Origin of the sequence: Stutzerimonas stutzeri (assembly GCF_019090095.1) — a bacterium.
GTDB classification, from domain to species: domain Bacteria; phylum Pseudomonadota; class Gammaproteobacteria; order Pseudomonadales; family Pseudomonadaceae; genus Stutzerimonas; species Stutzerimonas stutzeri_AN.
In genome coordinates this window covers 1,868,754-1,892,500 of the sequence record NZ_JAGQFP010000001.1, presented here as the reverse complement: position 1 = coordinate 1,892,500, position 23,747 = coordinate 1,868,754, and the positions used below count along the sequence as shown (strand labels likewise).

18 protein-coding genes, 2 rRNA genes and 1 pseudogene are annotated in these 23,747 nt (G+C 61.4%); 11 read left to right on the top strand and 10 right to left on the bottom strand.

The genetic code is table 11. From position 1 onward, the window contains the following. Positions 1 to 18 precede the first annotated feature (18 nt). Together KVO92_RS08220 and rrf are read left to right on the top strand one after the other, a co-directional pair. Positions 19 to 2,909: ribosomal RNA gene (locus tag KVO92_RS08220) — 23S ribosomal RNA — on the top strand. A gap of 154 nt (positions 2,910 to 3,063) precedes the next feature. Then, a 5S ribosomal RNA gene (gene rrf, locus KVO92_RS08215) occupies positions 3,064 to 3,179 on the top strand. Positions 3,180 to 3,706: 527 nt separating this feature from the next. On the opposite strand, the pseudogene KVO92_RS08210 reads toward rrf, so the two are convergent. The 4 genes and pseudogenes from KVO92_RS08210 to mksB all read right to left on the bottom strand — a co-directional run. After that, a pseudogene (locus tag KVO92_RS08210) lies at positions 3,707 to 3,853 on the bottom strand (6-pyruvoyl trahydropterin synthase family protein); the annotation flags it as partial. A gap of 321 nt (positions 3,854 to 4,174) precedes the next feature. Beyond that, entirely contained in the window at positions 4,175 to 7,024 is a 2,850-nt protein-coding gene (gene mksF, locus KVO92_RS08205; RefSeq protein WP_217475102.1) for an Mks condensin complex protein MksF, read from the bottom strand. Then, the gene (gene mksE, locus KVO92_RS08200) at positions 7,021 to 7,707 is read right to left on the bottom strand and encodes an Mks condensin complex protein MksE (protein ID WP_217475101.1); all 687 of its coding nucleotides are present in this window, start codon (positions 7,705 to 7,707) and stop codon (positions 7,021 to 7,023) included. The genes mksF and mksE overlap by 4 nt, the downstream gene beginning before the upstream one ends. Positions 7,708 to 7,773: 66 nt before the next feature. Then, a complete protein-coding gene (gene mksB, locus KVO92_RS08195) occupies positions 7,774 to 9,015 on the bottom strand; it encodes an Mks condensin complex protein MksB (protein ID WP_217475100.1) in 1,242 nt (413 codons plus the stop codon). 188 nt (positions 9,016 to 9,203) lie between these two features. On the opposite strand from mksB, the gene KVO92_RS08190 reads away from it, so the two are divergent. The 3 genes from KVO92_RS08190 to rimI are packed head-to-tail and all read left to right on the top strand — an operon-like array spanning position 9,204 to position 12,032. Beyond that, positions 9,204 to 10,751, top strand: a complete 1,548-nt coding sequence (locus KVO92_RS08190) for a 2-isopropylmalate synthase (protein WP_217475099.1) — start codon at positions 9,204 to 9,206, stop codon at positions 10,749 to 10,751. After that, positions 10,748 to 11,569 carry an energy transducer TonB gene (locus KVO92_RS08185; protein WP_217475098.1) on the top strand — a complete coding sequence of 274 codons (822 nt, stop codon included), beginning with the start codon at positions 10,748 to 10,750 and terminating at the stop codon, positions 11,567 to 11,569. Before KVO92_RS08190 ends, KVO92_RS08185 begins: the two co-directional genes overlap by 4 nt. Before the next feature lie 10 nt (positions 11,570 to 11,579). Next, positions 11,580 to 12,032, top strand: coding sequence for a ribosomal protein S18-alanine N-acetyltransferase (gene rimI, locus KVO92_RS08180; protein ID WP_217475097.1), 453 nt, complete (start codon positions 11,580 to 11,582; stop codon positions 12,030 to 12,032). A 109-nt stretch (positions 12,033 to 12,141) separates the two neighbouring features. Here rimI and KVO92_RS08175 read toward each other — a convergent pair whose 3' ends face one another. Then, positions 12,142 to 12,684, bottom strand: coding sequence for a hypothetical protein (locus KVO92_RS08175; RefSeq protein WP_217475096.1), 543 nt, complete (start codon positions 12,682 to 12,684; stop codon positions 12,142 to 12,144). Positions 12,685 to 12,870: 186 nt separating this feature from the next. On the opposite strand from KVO92_RS08175, the gene otsB reads away from it, so the two are divergent. From otsB to KVO92_RS08155, 4 genes are all read left to right on the top strand, one after another. Continuing rightward, positions 12,871 to 13,647, top strand: a complete 777-nt coding sequence (gene otsB / locus KVO92_RS08170) for a trehalose-phosphatase (protein WP_217475095.1) — start codon at positions 12,871 to 12,873, stop codon at positions 13,645 to 13,647. 15 nt (positions 13,648 to 13,662) lie between these two features. Further along, the gene (gene otsA, locus KVO92_RS08165; protein WP_217475094.1) at positions 13,663 to 15,072 is read left to right on the top strand and encodes an alpha,alpha-trehalose-phosphate synthase (UDP-forming); all 1,410 of its coding nucleotides are present in this window, start codon (positions 13,663 to 13,665) and stop codon (positions 15,070 to 15,072) included. Between the two features lie 79 nt (positions 15,073 to 15,151). Continuing rightward, positions 15,152 to 15,799 (top strand): carbonate dehydratase, encoded by a 648-nt coding sequence (gene can, locus KVO92_RS08160; protein ID WP_217475093.1) that lies wholly within the window; start codon positions 15,152 to 15,154, stop codon positions 15,797 to 15,799. Continuing rightward, on the top strand, positions 15,799 to 16,710 hold the full coding sequence (locus KVO92_RS08155) for a DMT family transporter (protein ID WP_217475092.1): 912 nt from the start codon (positions 15,799 to 15,801) through the stop codon (positions 16,708 to 16,710). Before can ends, KVO92_RS08155 begins: the two co-directional genes overlap by 1 nt. 26 nt (positions 16,711 to 16,736) lie before the next feature. On the opposite strand, the gene KVO92_RS08150 is transcribed toward KVO92_RS08155, so the two are convergent. Further along, positions 16,737 to 17,663, bottom strand: coding sequence for a LysR family transcriptional regulator (locus tag KVO92_RS08150; RefSeq protein WP_217475091.1), 927 nt, complete (start codon positions 17,661 to 17,663; stop codon positions 16,737 to 16,739). A gap of 202 nt (positions 17,664 to 17,865) precedes the next feature. Here KVO92_RS08150 and KVO92_RS08145 point away from each other — a divergent pair, with 202 nt between their 5' ends. Further along, positions 17,866 to 19,116 (top strand): cation:dicarboxylate symporter family transporter, encoded by a 1,251-nt coding sequence (locus KVO92_RS08145; RefSeq protein ID WP_217475090.1) that lies wholly within the window; start codon positions 17,866 to 17,868, stop codon positions 19,114 to 19,116. A 14-nt stretch (positions 19,117 to 19,130) separates the two neighbouring features. Here the strand turns inward: KVO92_RS08145 and KVO92_RS08140 are convergent, their stop codons facing one another. The 3 genes from KVO92_RS08140 to KVO92_RS08130 form a co-directional block, all read right to left on the bottom strand. Continuing rightward, on the bottom strand, positions 19,131 to 20,726 hold the full coding sequence (locus tag KVO92_RS08140) for an argininosuccinate lyase (protein WP_217475089.1): 1,596 nt from the start codon (positions 20,724 to 20,726) through the stop codon (positions 19,131 to 19,133). Between the two features lie 62 nt (positions 20,727 to 20,788). Next, positions 20,789 to 22,030, bottom strand: coding sequence for an OprD family porin (locus tag KVO92_RS08135; protein WP_217475088.1), 1,242 nt, complete (start codon positions 22,028 to 22,030; stop codon positions 20,789 to 20,791). Between the two features lie 153 nt (positions 22,031 to 22,183). After that, positions 22,184 to 22,486 (bottom strand): putative quinol monooxygenase, encoded by a 303-nt coding sequence (locus tag KVO92_RS08130; protein ID WP_217475087.1) that lies wholly within the window; start codon positions 22,484 to 22,486, stop codon positions 22,184 to 22,186. A gap of 58 nt (positions 22,487 to 22,544) precedes the next feature. Between KVO92_RS08130 and KVO92_RS08125 the strand changes: the two genes are divergently transcribed. After that, positions 22,545 to 22,949, top strand: a complete 405-nt coding sequence (locus KVO92_RS08125) for a VOC family protein (protein ID WP_217475086.1) — start codon at positions 22,545 to 22,547, stop codon at positions 22,947 to 22,949. 332 nt (positions 22,950 to 23,281) lie between these two features. On the opposite strand, the gene KVO92_RS08120 is transcribed toward KVO92_RS08125, so the two are convergent. Further along, positions 23,282 to 23,698, bottom strand: coding sequence for a putative quinol monooxygenase (locus KVO92_RS08120; RefSeq protein ID WP_217475085.1), 417 nt, complete (start codon positions 23,696 to 23,698; stop codon positions 23,282 to 23,284). Between the last annotated feature and the right edge of the window lie 49 nt (positions 23,699 to 23,747).

The window sequence follows — 23,747 nt, the reverse complement described above, 5'->3', positions numbered from 1 at the left end:
GATTGCTTGGGGTTATATGGTCAAGTGAAGAAGCGCATACGGTGGATGCCTTGGCAGTCAGAGGCGATGAAAGACGTGGTAGCCTGCGAAAAGCTTCGGGGAGTCGGCAAACAGACTTTGATCCGGAGATCTCTGAATGGGGGAACCCAGCCATCATAAGATGGTTATCACACACTGAATCCATAGGTGTGTGAGGCGAACCAGGGGAACTGAAACATCTAAGTACCCTGAGGAAAAGAAATCAACCGAGATTCCCTTAGTAGTGGCGAGCGAACGGGGACTAGCCCTTAAGCTTCTTTGATTTTAGCGGAACGCTCTGGAAAGTGCGGCCATAGTGGGTGATAGCCCTGTACGCGAAAGGATCTTGGAAGTGAAATCGAGTAGGACGGAGCACGAGAAACTTTGTCTGAATATGGGGGGACCATCCTCCAAGGCTAAATACTACTGACTGACCGATAGTGAACCAGTACCGTGAGGGAAAGGCGAAAAGAACCCCGGAGAGGGGAGTGAAATAGAACCTGAAACCGTATGCGTACAAGCAGTGGGAGCCTACTTTGTTAGGTGACTGCGTACCTTTTGTATAATGGGTCAGCGACTTATTTTCAGTGGCGAGCTTAACCGAATAGGGGAGGCGTAGCGAAAGCGAGTCTTAATAGGGCGTCTAGTCGCTGGGAATAGACCCGAAACCGGGCGATCTATCCATGGGCAGGTTGAAGGTTGGGTAACACTAACTGGAGGACCGAACCGACTACCGTTGAAAAGTTAGCGGATGACCTGTGGATCGGAGTGAAAGGCTAATCAAGCTCGGAGATAGCTGGTTCTCCTCGAAAGCTATTTAGGTAGCGCCTCGTGTATCACTGCTGGGGGTAGAGCACTGTTTCGGCTAGGGGGTCATCCCGACTTACCAAACCGATGCAAACTCCGAATACCAGCAAGTGTCAGCACGGGAGACACACGGCGGGTGCTAACGTCCGTCGTGAAAAGGGAAACAACCCAGACCGTCAGCTAAGGTCCCAAAATCCTGGTTAAGTGGGAAACGATGTGGGAAGGCTTAGACAGCTAGGAGGTTGGCTTAGAAGCAGCCATCCTTTAAAGAAAGCGTAATAGCTCACTAGTCGAGTCGGCCTGCGCGGAAGATGTAACGGGGCTCAAACCAGGTACCGAAGCTACGGGTTCAACGCAAGTTGAGCGGTAGAGGAGCGTTCTGTAAGCCTGTGAAGGTGAGTTGAGAAGCTTGCTGGAGGTATCAGAAGTGCGAATGCTGACATGAGTAACGACAATGCGAGTGAAAAACTCGCACGCCGAAAGACCAAGGGTTCCTGCGCAACGTTAATCGACGCAGGGTGAGTCGGTCCCTAAGGCGAGGCTGAAGAGCGTAGTCGATGGGAAACGGGTTAATATTCCCGTACTTCTAGTTACTGCGATGGGGGGACGGAGAAGGCTAGGCCAGCTTGGCGTTGGTTGTCCAAGTTTAAGGTGGTAGGCAGAGATCTTAGGTAAATCCGGGGTCTTAATGCCGAGAGCTGATGACGATCCTTCTTTTAGAAGGAGAAGTGGTTGATGCCATGCTTCCAGGAAAAGCCTCTAAGCTTCAGGTAACTAGGAACCGTACCCCAAACCGACACAGGTGGTTGGGTAGAGAATACCAAGGCGCTTGAGAGAACTCGGGTGAAGGAACTAGGCAAAATGGCACCGTAACTTCGGGAGAAGGTGCGCCGGTGAGGGTGAAGCATTTACTGCGTAAGCTCATGCCGGTCGAAGATACCAGGCCGCTGCGACTGTTTATTAAAAACACAGCACTCTGCAAACACGAAAGTGGACGTATAGGGTGTGACGCCTGCCCGGTGCCGGAAGGTTAATTGATGGGGTTAGCGCAAGCGAAGCTCTTGATCGAAGCCCCGGTAAACGGCGGCCGTAACTATAACGGTCCTAAGGTAGCGAAATTCCTTGTCGGGTAAGTTCCGACCTGCACGAATGGCGTAACGATGGCGGCGCTGTCTCCACCCGAGACTCAGTGAAATTGAAATCGCTGTGAAGATGCAGTGTATCCGCGGCTAGACGGAAAGACCCCGTGAACCTTTACTATAGCTTTGCACTGGACTTTGAATTTGCTTGTGTAGGATAGGTGGGAGGCTTTGAAGCGTGGACGCCAGTTCGCGTGGAGCCATCCTTGAAATACCACCCTGGCAACTTTGAGGTTCTAACTCTGGTCCGTTATCCGGATCGAGGACAGTGTATGGTGGGTAGTTTGACTGGGGCGGTCTCCTCCTAAAGAGTAACGGAGGAGTACGAAGGTGCGCTCAGACCGGTCGGAAATCGGTCGTAGAGTATAAAGGCAAAAGCGCGCTTGACTGCGAGACAGACACGTCGAGCAGGTACGAAAGTAGGTCTTAGTGATCCGGTGGTTCTGTATGGAAGGGCCATCGCTCAACGGATAAAAGGTACTCCGGGGATAACAGGCTGATACCGCCCAAGAGTTCATATCGACGGCGGTGTTTGGCACCTCGATGTCGGCTCATCACATCCTGGGGCTGAAGCCGGTCCCAAGGGTATGGCTGTTCGCCATTTAAAGTGGTACGCGAGCTGGGTTTAGAACGTCGTGAGACAGTTCGGTCCCTATCTGCCGTGGACGTTTGAGATTTGAGAGGGGCTGCTCCTAGTACGAGAGGACCGGAGTGGACGAACCTCTGGTGTTCCGGTTGTCACGCCAGTGGCATTGCCGGGTAGCTATGTTCGGAAGAGATAACCGCTGAAAGCATCTAAGCGGGAAACTTGCCTCAAGATGAGATCTCACTGGAGCCTTGAGCTCCCTGAAGGGCCGTCGAAGACTACGACGTTGATAGGTGGGGTGTGTAAGCGCTGTGAGGCGTTGAGCTAACCCATACTAATTGCCCGTGAGGCTTGACCATATAACACCCAAACAATTTGATGTTTGTGTGTCAGACGGTCGAAGTCGACAAACAAACCGAAAAGACGCAACGCTCGCAAAGCGTACCGATACAGCGACACCATCACATACCCGATTAGGGGAAGCGACTGAACACCGACTCCCCAACCGAATTGCTTGACGACCATAGAGCGTTGGAACCACCTGATCCCATCCCGAACTCAGAAGTGAAACGACGCATCGCCGATGGTAGTGTGGGGTCTCCCCATGTGAGAGTAGGTCATCGTCAAGCTTCTACACCAAACCCCCGATCATCAACAGATGGTCGGGGGTTTGTCTTTGCGCGCCAAAAAGCTGAAGTAACCATCACGGGAACTCCAGCGTTCGCGGCAGGAGCGGCCTGGCCTGATGCCGTGAGGACCTACTGACGTACCAGTGCAAGCGACTCAGGCGTACGCGAATGCAAGGTTGCACGGGAGCCGCAACGTCAAACCAGAAGTGGCGATGGACGGCCGATGGGCTGCCGGTGGGGCGGGGGAATGCTCATGCGCACCGGAAGGCTTGACTGGCACGCTTAGAAAGAGCGGTCCGAGTGCTCTCGGCTGAATAGCCAAGGGCGCAGCTACAAATGAGGTGGTAGATAAATCAGGTTCGCTCGGCTTGGCGCGTGATTACTTACCACGCGACGCAAGCGTGAACCTCGTCAGTCCTTCAATGGAATGCTTGGAAAGCCAAGTAAGCCAGTACGCCGGCTAGGACCAGCAGGGAGGCCGTTGCTAGCTGTAACGCACGGCGCAAAGCTCGTTGCACAGGCGAGCGTCAATCGCCGCGGTACTCGCAACCACTCGTGCAGGTTTCGTGAAGTCGAATTCTCGATAGCTCCGGTAGTAGCGGCTTGAGCTCATGCCAGATCCATTTGGCCAAGTACTCGCTGGTGGGGTTCTCCAAACCGGGCAGGTCATTCAGGCACAGCCTAGCACAGTACCCAGGCACCAATAGCAACGAAGCGACGGTCATCAATGCGGACGATCTACCTTGCGAAGCGATGGCTCCAGGCTATCGGGACGGCCAAGCGCGAGCTCTAGGTTAACCAAGGAAGCGAACGGGGCGGGCAGGCCGTAGCTGGCAACCAAGGCGCGGCTGCTCGGATCTCATATGTGAGGGTGCCTCGCCGGCTTAACTAGCGCACTAGACGCATACAGCGCCGACTGGACTCCGAACGCCAGCAAGATGACCGCGTTCGATGAGCCAGTCCACTCACCAGCAGACTGGCTCGCCGCCCAGTTTTCAGCTGATCGGCTCGGCTTCCCTCGCCGCGTTTCGCTCAGCTGCTACAGCCGATTGCTCGGCCTGCTCCCGCCGCTTGATATATTTCCAGTCGGCTTCGTCGATATAGATTCCGCTCGGACCGCTGCCGCCTTCCAGATCGATAGCCACGTGCGCCGATACCTGAGGTTTGACCGATGCCAGAATCGGAACGAAGCCCAGCTGCAAACTGGTTTCGATGAGGGCTTGCTGATTTCTTTCGTCGATGTCGGCTGCTTCGTCGAGGTAATACGGCAGGCGTATACGGCCCGCCTGTTCACGATCCATCAAGTGCAGCAACAGATACATGTTGGTCAGCGCCTTGATGGTCATCGTCGTGCCGTTGGATGCCGCCCCGTCGATGTCGGTATGGATCACTGGCTGCCCGCCCACCTTGGTAATTTCGAAGGCCAGCTCGAAAAGGTCTTTGAGGCCCAACTGATTGTTGTTGGCGGCGACCAGGCGCGCCAGGTATTCCTTGGCCTCCTCGTTCTTGCTGTCCTGCTCGCTGCTTTGCTGCAGATCGAACACCGACAGCGTCTCGCCTTGCTCGTATTGGCCCGCGCTGTGGATGATCTGGTCGATGTGCTTGAGTGCATCCTTGTTCGGTGCCAGCACGATGCGGAAGCTTTCGAGGTTCGAGACCTGCCGCTTGTTGATCTCACGGTTGAACAGCGCGAGCTGATGCTCAAGGCTGTCGTAATCGCTGCGGATGTTGCGCAAGGTGCGGGCAATGTCGGTTACCGCAGCGCGACGCGCCTTGGCCAGCGTCAGGGCTTCGTCCTGGCGATGCGCGTAGGCGTTCACCAGCAGCTGCAACCGTCGCTCGGGATCTTCCTCGCTGTCGAATTTGGCGACGCCCTTGAGACGCACCTGCGCATAGAGCGCTTCGATCTGCCCATCGACGCGCTGCAATGCCTGCCAGCTGTCCTGATAGTCGTTGAGCAGCGGCTGAAGGTTATCCAGCGAGTCGTCCACCGGGTCCATGAACGGTGTGCCGAATGGCAGGTCGGCTGGGAGCAACTGGCGACGACGTAGCGCGTCCTCCAGCGTGCGTTCCTTGGCCTCGAGATCGGCCAGCTGCCGGCCGACCAGCTGCAGTTTTGCCGAGAGGTGCTGGACTCGTTCGGTGAAGGCGTCGCTGGTCCGCTTGAGTTCGTCCTGCGCCGCCTCGGCCTGCGCCAGTTGTTCCAGCTTGCTGTCCTCTTCGGCCGATAGCGTCTGGCAACGGCGGAAGTCTTCCAGCGCTTTCTGAGCGTCCAGCACCTGTTGGTACAGCTGCTCGGCCTGCGCCTTGCTCGCGGCGCGGTCGACCGCTACCGAATGCTGAGCCTTGAGCTGCTTCAGCTCACGCTCAAGTCGGTCTTTCTGGTCTCGCAGCGCGGCGCGGTCAGCCAACGCCTGCAAGGCCGGTGGTTCGATATGGGACAGGTCGATGGACAGCCCGGGCGCTTCGAATCGCTCGCCCTTGAAACCGTCGAGCACCGCTTCGAGCGACTTGACCCAAGTATCGCCCCCATCTGTGGCGATACCTTTGTCACCCAGCGGCAGGCTGAACAGCTGCCCGTTGAACAGGCGCATCAGACGATCGACGTCGGCTTGGGAGAATTCTTCGCGCAAGCGCGAGTAGCTGTTGTTGTCCGCATGGTCCAGTTGCTGGCGGACCGACTTGAGGCGCTTTTCCAGGTCGCGCAGACGCTCGTCGAGATCTTCGCTGGAGAACTGGCGCGATTGCGACAGCGCGCCGGCCAGCTCGTCGTGGGCGTCCTTGGCGGCCAGCAGCTGTTGTTCGAGCACATGGGCATCCTCGACCAGCGCAAAGCGGTTCTTCAGCGCTGATAGCTCGCCCAGCCAGCGTTGAATCTCGCTGATTTCACGCTCCAGGCGCATCAGCTCGGCGGTGCTGCCACGCTGTTCGTTCTGCAGGCCGTCCTGTTCGCGACGATAGTGCTCGGCCTGGATCACCAGCTCTTCCTTGCGAGCGCCGGCATAGTCCTGCCAAGTGCCGAGTAGCGAGTCGAGCAAGGGCGACAGGCGATGCAACTTACCGCGTAGCAATTCACGTTGTGCGACGCCAGCTGCCAGCGCCTCGACCAGCGGGCCGGCGGCGACCAGTGCCTGATAGTCCTGCTCCATGCGGCGCACGTCGCGGAAGGCTTCTTCGGTCGCGGCGATGTAATCGACGCTGCCGGAACGCAAACTGTGCTCGAAGGCGTCGAGGAACAGCTGCTTGAGTTTGGCGGCAGTGATCTCGCGCATATGCAGCAGGTTGATGAACAGCGCACGGAACGTCTTCAAGCTCTGTTCGCTGGTCGAGCGCAATGGGATTAGCGTCATGTCCAACGGAATGGCGGTGTGCCCACCCACCAGCAGGCGGCGCAGTTCATCCGGCTTGGCCTCGTAGGCCTTGATGCCGGCGCGCTCGAGGTTGGCGAACAGCTCACGTTGGCGTAGGCAGGTGCCGTTCTGCTGATAGTGATCGAGGTCCAGCGAGCCCTGATAGACGAAGAACTGATGGCCGAAGCCACCACCCGGTCCGCGGCCGGCTACGCCAATCACGTGCAGCCCATGGGGCAGGGCGACTTCGACGAGGATGTAGCTGGTGTCGCTGGCAAAGTAGAACTTGCGCGACTGTTCCAGGCTGTACTTGCCGAAACTCATGTCCGACATGCGCGCCAGAATGGGGAACTGCAGCGCGTTGATCGAGGCAGATTTGCCGAGGTTGTTGGCGCCGTAGACCGACAGCGGTGTTTCCAGCGGAAAGATGCCCAGGCTGTAGCCCGCGGTATTAAGCAGGGCAAAGCGGCGAATGCCGTAGCGTTCCTGGCTCATGCTTCAAGCTCCTTTTCTTCGGCGATGGCACGGGCGAGCGCTTCGTCCTCGGTTTCGTCGGGGTCGCGGTCGATCAGGATGATGTCGTCCTCTTCCTCCTCGGCAATGAGCTGCGGCGCTGGTAGTGACAGATCACTGCTGTGCAGGCTCGCTGCCAGGTCGCGGTCCTGCTGCACGGACAGGCATACATCGAGGAAGCGGTGCATGGGCGGCAGGAAACGGTAGATGCCGTTGCTGTCTTCGGCGAACCCCAGTTGCGTCAGGCGGCGGATGACCTTTTCTTCCAGCTCGTCCCCAGTGGTGACTTCGGCTTGCAGGAACAGGTCGCGGTACTTGTCCAGCAGCGCTGGCAGCTCGTCACGGCCGAGGGTGCCGCCATCCAGCACCGCGAGCGGATCGCGCCCCTGATCCGCCAGGTGTTCGACCAGAATGAAGGTGAACAACGCCAGGCGCTGGGCGGTCTTGTTGACCTGCGCGCCCATCTGCTCGGGGACGAAATAGTAGAAGCCGCGTGGATCGCAGACCAGCTCGAAGCCGAGCGCCTTGAACAGCGCACGGTACTGGTCCTGCATGTTGGATAACTGGGCATAGCACTCCGGCTCGCTGCGCGACAGGTGATAGCCCTTGAACAGCTCGCGGAAGATCGGCGCCAGCTGGGTCATTTCCTTGAGATCGATGTTCATTCAGGTCGCTCGGATATCGTCGGGGTGGTGGTGGACAAGCTGCGCGTTGTCCACCCTACGTAGGGCTCAACCATTGGCAATGGCCAGCAATGCAAATGAGCTCAGGCTGACCTGATGCTCGCGCGTCAGGTACTCGCGCCGCTCCAGGCGGTCGCGCTGGAAACGCGCATCGCGGGACAAGCGCGAGAACCAGTAGAGCAACTCATCGGTCGCACCCTCCGGTTCCTGTTCGAGCAGCCATTGCATCAGGTCTGGCAGGGGCAAGGCTTGTTCGCAGCGGTCGAGCATTTCACGCGCCGTCAGCGGCGATCGCGGTGCGTCGGTCTTGCGTTTGCTGCCCGCCCGCGGGAATTGCGCCGGCTTCGGCTCGAAACGGGCCAGGGCATAGACATAGGCTTCGACCTGGCTGGCCGAGCCGAGAAACGTGCTTTGCGGCCGGGTGAACAGCGGCAGCGACGCTTGCGGCACGGCGTCGAGCCCCTTCTTGCGGATGGCCGACAGCGCCAGCGCCGCACCACGGGTCACCGCGTTGTGTCGACGGGCTTCCTCGCGCAAAGGCAATAGCAGCTCGCGGGCGTGACGCAAGGTCAGCTGAGCGGTGCTCTGCATTTCCAGGATCCGCGCATGCGTGCGCAGCAACAGGTCGTCATCGACCAGGTGGCCGAGGCGTTGTTGCTCACCGAGCAGCTTCATCAGCACCTGCTCGACGCGATAGACGCCTTGCTCGAAGGCACCATCGGCCGCGACCAGCTGAATCATCGGCTCGACATACTCGTCCCAGGTCGCCAGCACCTCGGCGTAACGCTGCCGCAGCGGAATCTGCCGGTCGCTGGTCTTCGCCCGATCGGCCACGCCGATCAGCGCCTGCTCGTCGTTGGCGAGCTTTTTCAGCACGTCGCGCACGCGCATATCGAGCAGGCGCAGCTGGCGCGCGAGATCCTGGCCGTCGCGGATCTCGAAGGCGTCCTGGATATGCCCGGCCAGGCGTTCCAGATGGCGCAGGTAGGCTTCAATTTCCAGGCACAGGCCGAGGCGATGCTCGCGGCGCAGATAGGCGAGGAAGTCATGAATCTGCGCGTTCAGCTCGAAGCGATTCGGGCTCTTTGCCACCGGGACGAGAATGTCTAGGCGAATCCACTGATCGAGCAGGGCGGTGATGTCGGTGGGGGTGCCTTCAGGTAGCTGCGCGGCCAATTGATGGCGAAGTTCGATCAGGCTCAGCGTGCCGGCATCGAAGCGTTCGCACAGCGGCTCGAGCAACGCCCAGTGTTCGGCAAGGGCACGCAGTACGCGCTTGGGTTCGATCATCTGAATCGGTTCTGTCGGCTGCGAAAATAGTCGGCGATTGTACTGCCTGACCCGGGTGCAAATCAGCCCAAACCGATCGTTGGAAGATCGCAATGAGGCGTCCGGCCTTCCCGCTTTGCTGGTTTCCGGCCACAATTCACACTTGAGGCGCCGCCTGAGTCCGCATGGCTGGCCAAGAGGAGTTCGACATGAGCAGCAACGACCGCGTCATCATCTTCGATACCACCTTGCGAGACGGCGAACAGAGCCCCGGCGCGTCCATGACCGGCGAAGAAAAACTGCGTATCGCCAAGGCGCTCGAGCGGCTGAAGGTGGACGTGATCGAGGCCGGTTTCGCCATCGCCAGTCCGGGCGATTTCGCCGCGGTCAAAGCCGTGGCCGACCACATCAAGGACAGCACCGTGTGCAGCCTGGCTCGCGCCGTCGACGCCGATATCGAACGCGCCGCCGAAGCCCTGGCCGGGGCCAATGCCGGACGCATTCATACCTTTATCGCCACCAGCCCGATCCATATGCAGTACAAGCTGCGCATGCAGCCGGACCAGGTGATCGAGCAGGCCGTACGCGCCGTGACCAAGGCGCGCAGCCTCTGCGCCGATGTGGAGTTTTCCTGCGAGGACGCCGGGCGTTCGGATATCGATTTCCTCTGCCGCATCATCGAGGCGGCGATCGATGCGGGTGCACGCACGATTAACATTCCGGACACGGTCGGCTACGCCATTCCTCACCAGTACGCCGACACCATTCGCCAGTTGCTGGAGCGTATTCCCAACGCCGACAAGGCCGTGTTCTCCGTGCATTGCCACAACGACCTGGGGCTGGCTGTCGCGAACTCGCTGGCCGCGGTCGTGGCGGGCGCGCGGCAGGTCGAGTGCACCATCAATGGCCTGGGTGAACGCGCCGGTAACGCCGCGCTGGAAGAGATCGTCATGGCGATCAAGACCCGTCAGGACCTGCTCGACGTGCACACCCGCATCGAGACCGAGCATATCCTCAGCGCCTCACGCCTGGTTTCCGGTATCACCGGTTTTCCGGTGCAGCCGAACAAGGCCATCGTCGGTGCCAACGCCTTTGCCCATGAGTCGGGCATCCACCAGGACGGCGTGCTCAAGCACCGCGAAACCTACGAGATCATGTCCGCGCAGTCGGTGGGTTGGAACGCCAACAAGATGGTCATGGGCAAGCATTCCGGGCGTGCAGCCTTTCGCTCGCGGCTCGAGGAGCTGGGTATCGTCCTGCCGGGCGAGGGCGAGCTGAACGCGGCCTTCGCCCGCTTCAAGGAGCTGGCCGACAAGAAGCACGAGATCTTCGACGAAGACTTGCAGGCCCTCGTGTCCGATACGCTGGCCGAAGATGTGCAAGAGCACTTCAAACTGGTCACGCTTGAGGTGGCGAGCAAGACCGGCGAGGTGCCGGACGCGAAGCTCGTGGTGAGCGTGGACGGCAACGAGCGGTCCGCCTCGGCACAAGGCTCAGGACCGGTGGACGCGACCTTCAAGGCCATCGAGTCGGTCGCCAACTCCGGCGCCACGCTGCAGCTCTATTCAGTCAATGCCATCACCAAGGGCACCGACTCGCAAGGCGAGGTCACGGTGCGGCTGGAGAAGGGCGGGCGCATCGTCAACGGCAACGGCGCCGATACCGATATCGTCGTGGCCTCGGCGAAGGCCTACCTCAATGCGCTGAACCTGATGCAGGTCGGCGCCAAGGCGCATCCGCAGGTGGTCGGGGTTTGATTACCGAAAGCCGGCGTCGGGCCTTCCTCGACGCCATGCAGATTACCTCCTGGTTGCCGCGCACGGAGCTGCCTTTCGCCGCGCCTTCGCGCCCGGCGCTGTTGCAACGGGTAGAAGCCGAACCGGCACCCGCCATCGAAGCCGAGCGGCCAACGCCGCAACCGGCTCCCGTGACGGCCCAGCCCGCTGCGGTGACGCCCGTTGCCACGACCAGTCCTGCCGCCGATGCGGTTCGTGCGGCCATGCCGCGCATCGCGGTGCCCGAGCCGAAACGGTCGGCCACGAAACCCCGCGACGAGCAGCCCGTTGCGCCCGAACAGACGCTCAGCGTGCCGCCGCCGCGTTTTGCCTTGCAATTGCTGCGCGCCGGGAACTGCCTGCTGCTGGTCGAACTGCCCACCGGTGAATCGTTCCAGAGCCGCGATCCGGCCTACCTGCTGCTCAAGGATCTGCTTCGCGCCGCCAGACTGCCGGACAGCCCGCAGCAGGTCGGCGACGGTGAACCGATCCGTTGGCCACTGCTGCACCGCGGCAGTCTCGATCAAGGCGCCGAAGCAGCGCGGGACTATGTGCAAGGCGTGGTAGCCGCCGAGCTGGAAGGCATGGGCTGCGCCTGCCTCTGGCTGATAGGCCTGCCGGCGCTGCGTTTTGCCGGGGAAGTGGACGCCGAGGCCTGCTACCGCGAGCTGCATATCGAGGGTATCGGCCATGCACTGGCGATGCCCGGCCTCGAACAGTTGATGGAGCAGCCCGGCAGCAAGGCCGCGCTCTGGAAAGCGATGCGCCGCAGCATGGCGCGCTGGGTTACGGGTCTATGAGTAGTACTTGATGAGTGATGCAGTCAGCTTCCGCCGCATGACCGCGGCGGACATCGAAACAGTCCTAAAAATCGAATACGCCGCCTTCAGCCATCCCTGGACCCGCGGGATCTTCACCGACGCCCTGACCGCCTACGAATGCTGGCTCATGTTCGAAGGCGAGCAGCAAGTGGGGCATGGCGTGATCAATGTCATCCTCGACGAGGCCCACCTGCTCAACATCACGGTCAAGCCGCAGAGCCAGGGGCGTGGCCTGGGCTTACGCCTGCTCGAGCACCTGATGCAGCGTGCCCACCAGCGAGGTGGCCGCGAATGCTTTCTCGAGGTGCGCGCCAGCAATACGTCAGCCTATCGGCTCTACGAGCGTTACGGCTTCAACGAAGTGGGACGGCGCCGTGGCTATTACCCCTCCGCTGACGGGCGCGAAGATGCGCTGGTGATGGCCTGCACGTTGATCGACTGAGCCGTCTGACCTGAAGACGACCGAGGCCGCGTGGGCAGCCGTAGCATGGGGAAACCCATCGAGTCGAATGATGGGTTTCACCCATCCTACTTAAGGCGGCGCGGCTCGGTCACTGCCCCGGCGCCTTGTCCCGCCCGGAATCCAGCGGTGCGTCGCCTTCCAGCTCATCGTCGTCCAGCACCTGATCGTTCTCATGCAGCACGGCATCGCCGCCGCTGAGGCCGGTATCCCGGCCGCCCTCCGCCGGGCCGTCCCAGGGTTTGCCATCGAGCGGGTCACGGCGCGCCTGTTCTGCCTCATCGAGATCCACATCGGCACCGATGCGGTGTTCGGAGACTTCACTCAGATCCTGGTCAGCCGGGCCGCCGTGGCCGCGTTCGTTCGGCGAGCGCGAGCCGTCTTCGCGGATCAGCGTTTCCGGTGCCAGATCGTCCATCGTGGTGTCGCCATCGGGCACTTCGCCAGTGGTCATGCCGGCTTCGGCGACGCGCTCCGGCGGGAACTCGTCTTCTATTTCTTCGGCAGGCACTTCATCGCCAATGCGGCCCTTGCGATCGTCGCGGTGCTGGTCGAAATCGAGCTGCTCTATCGAGCCCATGCGGTCCTCGGTGTCGTCGATTTCCGTGGGCGTGTAAGGCTTGCGATCGTTCATGACAACCTCCTGAATGAGCTCTGGTCTTGCAGGTGTGACCTGGCACCGGGATGAAGATTCAGGCTGGCTGCTGGCCGGTTCGGGCTTCATGCACCAAGCTGCTGGGGGCAGCTGTTGCGCCGGCGAGCCTCAACGGTGGCGCAAAAAAATGCGAACCACCCTTAACGTTCCGGAGTCTCAAGGACTATGAACAATCCCAATGAACGGCCCGGGCTAGAGGTCCGACGCTGTGCTTTTTTCTTCGACGTCGACGGCACGCTGGCGGACATTCAGCCCCGTCCAGAGCTGGTATCCATTCCACCTCGCTCCCTTGCGGCGCTGGAGCACCTGCATGTCAGCGAGATTCCCGTCGCGGTGATCTCCGGTCGCCCGCTCAGCCAGCTCGACGCATTGCTCTCACCTCTGAACCTACCGGCCGCGGGCGTACATGGCGCCGAACGTCGCACCGCAGACGGGCAAGTGCGCAACCTGGCCTTCGATCCCCGCGTTTTCAACGCGATCGAACAGGAGCTGGCGCAAGCCTGCGCGGAGCATCCGGGCCTGGTGCTGGAAAACAAGACGGTCGCCTTCGCGCTGCACTTTCGCCTGGCGCCCGAGCTGGAAGACGCGGCTCGCGCGTTGGCCGAACGGTTCGTCCAACGTTACCAAGAGGTGCTGACGCTACAGCCGGGCAAGTGCGTGTTCGAACTCAAGCCGCGCGGTGCCAGCAAGGGCGAGGTGATCCGCGCGTTCATGCAGGAGCCGCCATTCAAGGGGCGGCTACCGGTCTTCGTCGGAGACGACCTGACCGACGAGGCGGGCTTTCGGGTGGTGAACGAGTTGGGCGGGGTGGCAATCAAGGTCGGCGCGGGCGCGACGGAAGCCACGCAGCGTCTGGAGTCGGTGGAAGCCGTCGGCGCCTGGCTGGAAAGCCTGCTCAGTGCCTTGTCCGAACAGCCGGAAAAACCAATAAAACCAGACTGAAGCGAGAACGAGCTCATGAGCCGACTAGTAGTGGTTTCCAACCGGGTAGCACCGATCAAGCCGGGGAAGGTCGCTGCTGGCGGGCTTGCAGTTGGCGTTTATGACGCGTTACGCCAGGCCGGAGGCATCTGGTTTGGCTGGAGCGGCGACGTAAGCAGCACCCCGCAGACCAACACCGAGACCATCGGCAATATCACCTACGTGACGATGGGCCTGACCAAGCAGGATTACGATCAGTACTATCGCGGCTTCTCCAACGCGACGCTCTGGCCGATCTTTCACTACCGGATCGATCTGGCCCGTTACAACCGCCAGGAATATGAAGGCTACCGGCGGGTCAACGCCATGCTGGCCGAAAAGCTCAAGCCGCTGCTCAAGCCCGACGACATCATCTGGATCCACGACTACCACCTGATCCCCTTCGCCGAGGCGTGCCGCCAGCTGGGCATTCGCAACCGCATCGGCTTCTTCCTGCACATTCCCTTTCCGCCGCCGGAAATCCTCACCGTTATCCCGCCGCACAACGAACTGCTCAAGACGCTGTGCTTTTATGACCTCATCGGCTTCCAGACCGAAACCGATCGCTTGGCCTTCCAGGACTACATGACCCGTGAAGTGCGCGGAGTACTCGAGAGCGATGGCAGCCTGACCGCTTACGGGCAGAACTTCCGGGCCGGGGTCTACCCGATCGGTGTGGTGCCGGACGAGATCCAGGAGCTGGCCGAGACCTCGAGGGTGCGGCCACGGCCTCAGCGGCGCACGACCGACGTGGCGCGCAAGAAGATCATCAGCGTCGACCGGCTCGACTATTCCAAGGGGCTGCTGGAGCGTTTTCGCGCGTACCAGGCGTTTCTCGAGCGCTACCCCGAGCACCGCCGCGCCGTCGAATTCATCCAGATCGCGCCCACCTCGCGCTCCGACGTCAAGACCTACCAGACCATCCGCCAACAGCTCGAAAGCCTGACCGGGCATATCAATGGCTGGCTCTCGGACCTGGACTGGACGCCGCTGCACTACCTCAACAAGAGCCATGATCGCCGGGCACTGATGGGCCTGTTTCGCCAGGCGGACATCGGCTTCGTCACGCCGCTGCGCGATGGGATGAACCTCGTCGCCAAGGAATACGTCGCCTCGCAGGACCCGGAAGACCCCGGCGTGCTGGTTCTCTCCCGCTTCGCCGGTGCGGCGCGCGAACTGACCTCCGCGCTGATCATCAACCCTTACGACTGCATCGGCATGGCCGAGGCGCTCGACCGGGCGATGCGCATGTCATTGACCGAACGTAAGGATCGCTACGAGCACATGATGCGAGCGATCCGGGCAGCGGACCTCAACGCCTGGCGCGACAACTTCCTGCGCGATCTGCGAGCGTTCTCCTCCCGCCCGCGCGCGGAAGTCCCGTCGAACCCGTTGTTTGCCGTCTGAAGCTGTGACGCGCCGGTCCGTGTGCCTGTCATAATGCCGACCGGTTCGTAACGCTTCGGAATAAGAAAGGTAGACGATGATGAGCAACGATCTTCAGCAGTTAATCGACAATAACGCGCGTTGGGCCGAAGCCATCCTCGAGGAAGATCCTGACTTCTTTACCAAGCTGGCCAAGCAGCAGGTCCCCGAATACCTCTGGATCGGTTGCTCGGACGCCCGCGTGCCCGCCAACGAAATCGTCGGCATGTTGCCGGGCGATCTGTTCGTTCACCGCAACGTCGCCAACGTCGTCCTGCACACCGACCTCAATTGCCTGTCGGTGATCCAGTACGCGGTGGACGTGCTCAAGGTCAAACACATCCTCGTCACCGGTCACTATGGCTGTGGTGGTGTACGCGCCTCGATGCGCGACGACCAGCTCGGCCTGATCGACGGTTGGCTGCGCACCATTCGCGACCTGTACTACGAGCATCGCGAGCATATCGCCAGTTTCCCGACGGAGGAGGCGCAGGTTGACCGTCTGTGCGAGCTCAACGTGATCCAGCAGGTGGCCAACGTCAGTCACACCACGATCGTCCAGAACGCCTGGCACCGGGGCCAACCGCTGTCGGTGCATGGCTGCATCTACGGCATCAAGGACGGCATCTGGAAAAACCTCAACGTCACCATCAGTGGCCTGGACCAACTGCCGCCGCAATACCGCCTGCGCCCGTTCCGGCCGGTCTGATGCCGACGCGTAACGCTTGGGCCTTTGGCGGCCTGCTGCTCGCCGTGCTCTGCTGGAGCGGCAACGCCCTGGTGGCGCGGGCCTTTCACAACGCCATTCCGCCGCTGACCCTGTCGTTCTGGCGCTGGGTGCTTGCCACGTGCCTGTTGCTGCCGTTCGTGGCGCGGTCCATCTGGACGCATCGGGCAGCCTTGCGCGCGGCGGGCTGGCGGCTGCCCATCGTCGCGGCGCTGGGGATCAGCAGCTACAACTCGCTGTTGTACTCCGCCGCGCAAAGCACCGAAGCCATCAACCTGACGTTGGTAAATACCTGTCTGCCGTTGTTCACCTTTATTGGTGGCGGGCTGCTGCTGGGCGAGTGGCCGGCGCGGCGTGCCTGGTTCGGCATGGCCATCGCCGCGGGTGGCCTGGTCTACCTGATCAGCCGTGGCAGTTGGGCGGCATTCAGCAGCCTGTCGTTCCAGGCGGGCGACCTGATCATGCTGGTGGCGGTGCTGGTCTGGGCGCTCTACACCCTGTCTCTGCGGCGCTGGGCCCATTTCCTCCAAGTGCCGCCCTTGACCCTGCTGGGTGTACTGATGCTGCTGGGCACACCGCTGATACTGCCGTTCTATCTGTTCGAATTTAGCCATGTCGGTGGCTTCACTCCCACTCTGACCAACCTCAGCGTGATTGCCTACACCGCGATTTTCGCCTCGCTGGTCGCCTATCTGTCCTGGAACCACGGCGTCAAAACCGTTGGCGCGGCGAAGGCGGCGATGGCGACGTACCTGATGCCGGTGTTCACCGCGATACTCGGCTGGCTGCTGCTGGGCGAGGGCCTACAGACCTTCCACTGGATCGGTGGCGGGCTGATCTTTGCCGGCCTGCTGTTGGCGACCCGACCTGCCACGCGAATGGCTAGTCGCTAGAACGAACCTCAACAGGGTTCGGCAGATCATTCCCGTAGCGCCTGGGCTCGGTATCCCTTGGCCAGTTGCCGCGCCAGCGCAATGAAGTTCTGCAGCGCCGGCGACTGATTGAATTCGCGGCACACCAGGGTAAGCGGCGCGACCAGCCGTGGGCGGGCACCGACAATGCGTCGGTAGACCACGCTTTCCCGGTGGATGTCGCGCATGGAGGCCGGCACCACCGAGATCCCTTCGCCGGCAGCGACCAGGCTGACGTTGGTCAGCATTCGCTCCACCTCGAAGGCCACGCGCGGCTCGAAGCCGGCTGCCTGGCAGGCGTGCAACAGATTGGCGTACATACCCGGCGCGCCGGGACGGCGCACGAGGATGAAGGACTCGTCACGTATCGCCAGCAAATCCACGGCGTCAGGATAGTCAGTCAACACGGGGTGCCCGATCGGCAACACCAATAGCAGCTCTTCCACCAGCAGACGATGGAACTCGATACCCGCGGGACGACTGACGGGCGCGCGGACGATCCCGACCTCCAACTGACCGGCACTGGCGCGCTCGGTCAGGCGGCCGGCGTTGCCTTCGTCCAGGGTGATGGCTACCGCCGGATACTGCTCGCGGTAGGCGCGGATGATCCGTGGGATCAACGGATGCGCCGCTGCCGACGAGGTGAAGCCGATGTTCAGCGTGCCCTCAACCCCGCTGGCGACACGAGCGGCCCGGCGCGTGCCGTCCTGCACCCGCGCCAGGATCGCCTTGGCTTCTTCGAGGAACACCGCGCCACCGGTGGTCAGGTCCACACCTTTAGGATGGCGCTTGAACAGCTCGAAGCCGAGTTCGTCCTCCAGGGCCCGAATCTGCTGGCTCAGCGGCGGCTGTTGCATGTTCAGGCGTGCAGCCGCGCGGGTGAAATGCCTCTCCTCGGCGACCATCACGAAATAGCGGAGGTGGCGAAGTTCCATATGACGGCGTCCTGCTCGGCGCTCGCCAGTGCGTTCGACTGACGAGCCGCCTTAATGGGGTAGGATACGGGCACTGAAGCGACTCGCAGCCTGTTGAAAAACTGCCTACGTTGGCAATTCGTCGTTAAAAGCAGCCTCGTCTTGCCTGCCTCGTCTTCGTTTTCCAGCAGCCTGCCAAAACAACAACATCGCTCGGCGGCCCATGATTCTAGCCAAGCTGTACCGCAACGACACCGCTCTCATCCTGATCGCGATTGCCCTGGGCCTGTCGCTCGGCATCCTGCGGCCGGAGCTTGCGGTCCAGATGAAGCCGCTCAGCGACGCCTTCCTTGGCGTGATCGGTCACGCGGTGCCCCTGGTGATGTTCGTGCTGGTCGCTTCGGCGGTATCGGCGTTCGGTGAACGCGGGCAGCACACGCGCTGTGCCGGTCGCGTGGTGGTTTATTTCTTGATGATGGCTATCATCTCGCTGATCACCGGTGCGGCTGTAGGCATGCTCTTGGCGCCAGGTGTCGAGGACTTGCCCGCGGCCGCCTCGACCGTGCACGCCATGAGCGATCTGCCGACCGCCGTGCTGACCAGCCTGGCGCAGGTCATCGGTCATACGTTCATCCTTCCGGTGTTGTTCGCCGCGTTGCTGTTCGGCCTCGGGCTGGGCTGGGCGGGCGAGGCGGGCGAGCCGCTGCGGCGCCGGCTGGATACCGCGGTAGCCTGGCTGCTCAAGGCGCTGCGCATGGTGCTGCGATTCGCACCCTTGGCCGCATTCGGCGCGATGGCCTACACCGTTGGCCGCTACGGGCCGGCCTCCGCCTGGCCGTTGCTCAAATTCGTCGGCACTGTCTACTTCGCCTGCGGTTTGTTCCTTGCCGTTGTCCTGGGCGTCGTCGCCCGGCTGGCCGGCGTCGGCTTGTTCCGACTCGTCGCCTACATCAGGGACGAGCTCTGTCTGGTCGCGTTCACCGGTGCGTCGGTGGCTGCGGTGCCGGGCCTGATCGAAAAACTCGAGCATGCGGGATGCGCCCGGCGGGTGGTGCGGCTGGTGCTCAGCACCGGCTACACCTTCAATCTGGCGGGTTCGAACATCTATGTGGCCTGCGCGGCAGTATTCCTGGCACAGCTCGTCGGTGTCCCCCTGGACAGTGCGCATGTGTTGAGCCTGTTGCTGGTGGCGCTGCTGACGTCGCTGGGCTCGACCAGCGCGGCGGGCTCGGCCTTCCTGACGCTGACCGCCACGGTTGCCGGCCTGAATCTGGTGCCGCTGGAAGCGCTCGGCCTGTTGCTTGGCGTCGAGCGGTTGATGAAGTGTCGCTCGCTGACCAATGTGATCGGCAATGCGTTGGCCTGCGTGGTGATTTCAGCCTGGAGCGGTGCGCTGGATCGCACCGCGTTGCGCGAGGCGCTGATGCCCCGTCGGCAGGCAGCGTTTCCCGGCGCGGTGGTCGGGAAACGCTGAGGGCTTGCGGACTCTTAGTTCTTCAACAGCGCATTGAAGGCCTTGTCCAGCTCGGTTTCGGCCTTGCTGATGCGGTCACGACGCACCTTGGTCCAGTGCTGGTCACCAGCCAGCGCCTGGTTGGCCTCCTGGAGCATGCGCTTCACCTCGGCCGGCTGCGGGCCGCCGGTGCCGACGCGGGTCTTGACCATGTTCTGCGGCGACAGCGTGGCGCGGAACGCCGACTCGCTCAGTGGCAGCTCGCGGGTTTTCCACTCGTATTTCTCTGCCGCCTTGGTGAACAGCCGCTGCGCCTCGGCGTAGGGGAAGTTAGCCGGCACGAAGCCTTCCTTGCGCGCATGGCCGACTACCGCCGAGGCGAAGCTGTGACCGATACGGAAGGGCACCTTGTGCTCGCGCTCCAGGGTGTCGGCCAGTTCCATCGAAGTGGTCCATTCCGCTTCCAGCTCCTCCAGCGCGCGCTCGGGATTGATCACCAGCGCATCCATCACTTTGCCGGTGCGGACAAACATCTCGTGAGCGCTGTCGAACAGCCCGAGGCCGTCGAAGGCGAACTTGTAGTCGGTCATCCCGGTGGTCACGTTATGGGCACGCAGCGTGACGGTATGGGCCAGACCGACGACGTCCGAGGCCGATTCCCGCGCCCGCATGATCAGGCCGGGATTGCGCTTCTGCGGCATGGCGCTGCTGGTGTAGGTGGCGCCTTCCTCGAGCAGCATCCACGGGCGGATCTGGTGGTACTGCGTGTGGATGTCGCCGAGCATCGCGCCGATACGGATCGCCGACGACGAGGCGATGCCCGCCGCCTCGATGGGAATGTCGTAGGTCGACACCTGTCCGGCGTCCAGCGAGTTCTCGCGTACATCATCGAAGCCGAGCAGCTCGGACAAGCGCTCGCGGTTGAGCGGCCAGCCGGAGTTGGCCAGCACCGCCGTGCCCATGGGGCTGCGGTTCAGGCGGTCGTACAGCTCACGGATGCGCTGGGCATCGCGCTCGAAAGCCGCCTCATAGGCCAACAGGTAATGCGCATAGGTGATCGGCTGCGCCTGCACGCCATTGGTGTACGCCGGGATCAGCGTATCGACGTTGTCTTTCGCCAGCTCCAGCAGCCGGGCGCGGGTGGCGTTCATCGCGTCGGTGTAGTCGAGCAACTGGCTGCGCAGCGTGGCGAGCCGGTAAGTCGCGTACATGTCCTGGCGGCTGCGGCCGGAGTGGATCAGCGACGCCTGCGGGCCGATCTTGTCGATCATGATGCGCTCGATCTGCAGCACGTCACTGGGCTTCTTGCCGTCTGGCTTGCCGGCCTGGTCGATCACGTACTGCACGCCGCTGGCGATTTCGCGGCCTTGCTTGCGGCTGACGATCCCTTCCTCGGTCAGCATCACGATGGACGCCTTGTTGATCCGGTTGACCCAGGTGAACTGATCGTCGTGCTTGCCGGATTTGGCACCGGAGCGATCGACCGTGGCGCCGATCTTCGCCGCCTCGGCCGCGCATTCGGCGGTGGTGCGGCAGGGCAGGTCGGCCGTATCCGCCGCCTGAACGCTCAGGTGGCTGGTGGTCAGGGCGAAGGCCACGGCGAGCGATAGCAGCGTCTTTTGCATGGTCATGGTGAATCTCCTGTTCAGCGACACCGTCGCCCGTGCGGGCGACGGGAAGGCGAGGGCGGCTATTACAGCAGCGGCAAGGTGTAACTGAGGATGAAACGGGTCTGATCGATGTCATTGCCCGTGCTTCGGTAGGTACCGTTACGCAGCTTCACGCCGAAGTTCTTCAGCGCGCCCTGCTGGAACACGTAACCGATGTCGGTATCGCGCTCCCACTCACGGCCGTTGCGGCCACCTGGGCCGTCGAAACCGTCACCGCGCAGGTAGCGCGTCATGAAACTCAGGCCGGGAATACCCATGGCCGCGAAATCGTAGTCGTAGCGCAGCTGCCAGGACTTCTCGCCGGGGCTGGCGAAGTCCGCCGAGATCATCACGTAGTTCACCAAGTAGGAATTGGTGCCGTTGATATGCGGGAAGCCGGTTTCGCCGCTCATCTTCTGATACGCCGCACCGAACGCGTGTCCGCCCAGCTCGTAGGTGAACTTGGCGCCGAAGGCATCGTTGTCGACGTTGGTGTTGCCCGCCTCGGTAGAGCGCGCGAAACGCAGATCGCTCTTGATCGCCTGGTCCTCGCCCAGTGGCAGCACGTGGGCCAGATTGACGATGTGCTGCTTGTAGTTCTGATCCAGATGGCCGTAGTGGTAGCCCGTGGTCAGGTTCTTGTTCCAGCGATAGCTGGCGCTGGCGAAATCGAACTTGTCGCTGTCCTGCCCACCGCTGATGCCCTTGCCGGACACCTGCATGTCGTCATTGGCGGCGGAGTTGCGCAGGCTGTTCTGCGTCAGACGCCCCGCGCTAAGCGTGAGCCCATCGATCTCCTTGGACGTCAGCATGCCGCCTCGAAAGGTCTGCGGCAGTAGGCGGGAATCGTTCGGCAGTACCGTTGGCAGCTTCGGCAGCAGGGTGCCGGCACGCAGCGTGGTCTTCGAGTAGCGCAGCTTGGCCGCCGCGCCGAGTTGGCTGTACTCGTCCGGTGCTTTGTCATCACCGACCGGCAACAGTCCGGAGTTTTGCCGCTCCGGGCCGGAATCCAACTTAACCCCCAGCAACCCGATGGCATCGACCCCGAAACCCACCGGCCCCTCGGTGAAACCCGACTCGTAGTTGAGCAGAAAGCCCTGCGCCCACTCGTCGCGCTTCGACTGCTTGGCCCCTTCCTGACGATAGTCGGCATTGAAATAGAAATTGCGCAGTTCCAGCGTCGCCTTGCTGTCCGCAAGGAATTCCGCCATGACCACACCCGGCAAACCCGCACCCAGCGCGGCAACCGCAATCGCCGCAGCAAGCGGCTTCGGTGACTTGAGCATCACTGTCTCCTGTTTATTGTTATTGGAGTCAGACGCAGCCGGCACCAGGCCGGGCGTCTGCAGTGATGCTAATCAGCGAGTTAAAAGATTAAAAATATATAGATAGTCTTAAATGGATATCTTTTGGATATCTTATGCGCGGCGGCGTGTTTGTCAGCGCTTGCTGTTGCCGCACACCATATGGCCCTTCATGGCCTCCTGCTTGACGATGAATTTGCCCACCAGCGGGCGGCTCTGCAGATAGTGCTCGGTGGACTTGTGGTGCACGAAAGCCGCTTCGTCGCGGTACAACTCGTAGAGATAGACGAGGTCGGGATCCGCCAGATCCTGGATGACGTCGAACACCAGGCAATCCGGCTCGTGCTCCACCGAAGCGGCGGCATTGACGCGCATCGCCTCCATGAACTGATCGAACGAGCCCGGCACGAGTTGGGTTTTCAAGATAAGACAGTACATGAGTGCTCCATTTTGTATTACTGTGAGCACTTAATTGTATACAAGAAAGGGGAGAGCAATGCCACAGCGTCCCGGCCGCCTGAATGGCTTGCGTCATCTGGCGCTCACCGTGCCGAATCTCGAAGAATGCGAACGTTTCTATGTCGACGTGCTGGGCATGGAGGTCCTCAACCGCGCCAGCAAAGATCTCGTCTACCTGACCTGCGGTAACGACAACCTCTCCCTGGGCCGCGCCCGGGAAAAAAGCAGCGGCGTCCAGGCGATGGATCACTACGGCTTTATCGTCGACAGCCTGGACGAACTGCACGCCTGGTACGAATACCTGAAAGCCCAAGGTGTGACCCTGTTGGACCGCCCCTTCGCTCACAGCGACGGCGCGCATAGCTTTCATCTGCTTGATCCCGCAGGGAATACGGTGCAGCCGCTTTACCATCCGGCGATATCGGGGCAGCGTTTGCGTTGATGTGAACGACGGTCGTGTTGCAGCGAAGTCGCGTTTTGGGGTGGATCTTGATGCCCAATCACCGTCGGTGGCATCGAATCGTACAGTCGTTTTCTTTACGCACAATTGGCGGCTAGGGATAGCAGCGAAGTTACATGAAGTCCGATGGTGTTTGGTGATGCAGTAGGGCAGAAGCAGCTTGTAAGAAGGCTGCTTTCGGCCAGGAGCGGACGGACTTTTTGAAGGGTCGGCCTGCTCTACTCAAGCCATTTAGATGGAGCGATTTCTAGCATGCTAGGTGTCGTGGCGCGATGCGAGTGCTTTACGGGCGTTCCCGCAATCGCAGAGCAGTCTCAGCGCGCGAACACCTCTTTGCTCATGAGTATGTCTAATCGATAGACATGAGCCGGATAGGCGAGTATCGAATTCATCCGCGTTATGTCTCTGAATATTTTTCCACCGCCACCTTCCACGTGGGCCTGCCTTCCTGCCAGATTCGGGAACGCTTCGAATACGCCGAACGTCGTCTGGGAGTACCGCACGCCATACCAAGGCCCGGTTGCCGGCTCCTGCTCAACCCAGGCAAGAATGTCCCTTAGCATCTGCACGACCTGATCCTCGCAGCCAGGGATGGCTTCAATGTGAATGTAGAAGGCTTTGCGACCGTCATCGCCCTGTTCGCCACTAACCTGGACGCCGTGGTGAGGTTGTACTGGTGTGGGCGGAGCCGGGAATGGAACGGGGCCTGGTAGGGTTGTGTTGTCAGTCATGATCACCTCCTATCGAGAGGCTTTAAATATAGAATCGGCATGGCTGGGC

Excerpts from the sequence above, each read along its gene's own strand:
- rimI (WP_217475097.1), top strand. The coding sequence starts at position 11,580 with ATGAGTGATGCAGTCAGCTTCCGCCGCATGACCGCGGCGGACATCGAA.
- KVO92_RS08190 (WP_217475099.1), top strand. The coding sequence starts at position 9,204 with ATGAGCAGCAACGACCGCGTCATCATCTTCGATACCACCTTGCGAGAC.
- KVO92_RS08130 (WP_217475087.1), bottom strand. The coding sequence starts at position 22,486 with ATGTACTGTCTTATCTTGAAAACCCAACTCGTGCCGGGCTCGTTCGAT.
- otsB (WP_217475095.1), top strand. The coding sequence starts at position 12,871 with ATGAACAATCCCAATGAACGGCCCGGGCTAGAGGTCCGACGCTGTGCT.
- otsA (WP_217475094.1), top strand. The coding sequence starts at position 13,663 with ATGAGCCGACTAGTAGTGGTTTCCAACCGGGTAGCACCGATCAAGCCG.
- KVO92_RS08145 (WP_217475090.1), top strand. The coding sequence starts at position 17,866 with ATGATTCTAGCCAAGCTGTACCGCAACGACACCGCTCTCATCCTGATC.
- can (WP_217475093.1), top strand. The coding sequence starts at position 15,152 with ATGAGCAACGATCTTCAGCAGTTAATCGACAATAACGCGCGTTGGGCC.
- mksB (WP_217475100.1), bottom strand. The coding sequence starts at position 9,015 with ATGATCGAACCCAAGCGCGTACTGCGTGCCCTTGCCGAACACTGGGCG.
- KVO92_RS08135 (WP_217475088.1), bottom strand. The coding sequence starts at position 22,030 with ATGCTCAAGTCACCGAAGCCGCTTGCTGCGGCGATTGCGGTTGCCGCG.
- mksF (WP_217475102.1), bottom strand. The coding sequence starts at position 7,024 with ATGAGCCAGGAACGCTACGGCATTCGCCGCTTTGCCCTGCTTAATACC.
- KVO92_RS08155 (WP_217475092.1), top strand. The coding sequence starts at position 15,799 with ATGCCGACGCGTAACGCTTGGGCCTTTGGCGGCCTGCTGCTCGCCGTG.
- KVO92_RS08150 (WP_217475091.1), bottom strand. The coding sequence starts at position 17,663 with ATGGAACTTCGCCACCTCCGCTATTTCGTGATGGTCGCCGAGGAGAGG.
- KVO92_RS08175 (WP_217475096.1), bottom strand. The coding sequence starts at position 12,684 with ATGAACGATCGCAAGCCTTACACGCCCACGGAAATCGACGACACCGAG.
- KVO92_RS08120 (WP_217475085.1), bottom strand. The coding sequence starts at position 23,698 with ATGACTGACAACACAACCCTACCAGGCCCCGTTCCATTCCCGGCTCCG.
- KVO92_RS08125 (WP_217475086.1), top strand. The coding sequence starts at position 22,545 with ATGCCACAGCGTCCCGGCCGCCTGAATGGCTTGCGTCATCTGGCGCTC.
- mksE (WP_217475101.1), bottom strand. The coding sequence starts at position 7,707 with ATGAACATCGATCTCAAGGAAATGACCCAGCTGGCGCCGATCTTCCGC.
- KVO92_RS08140 (WP_217475089.1), bottom strand. The coding sequence starts at position 20,726 with ATGACCATGCAAAAGACGCTGCTATCGCTCGCCGTGGCCTTCGCCCTG.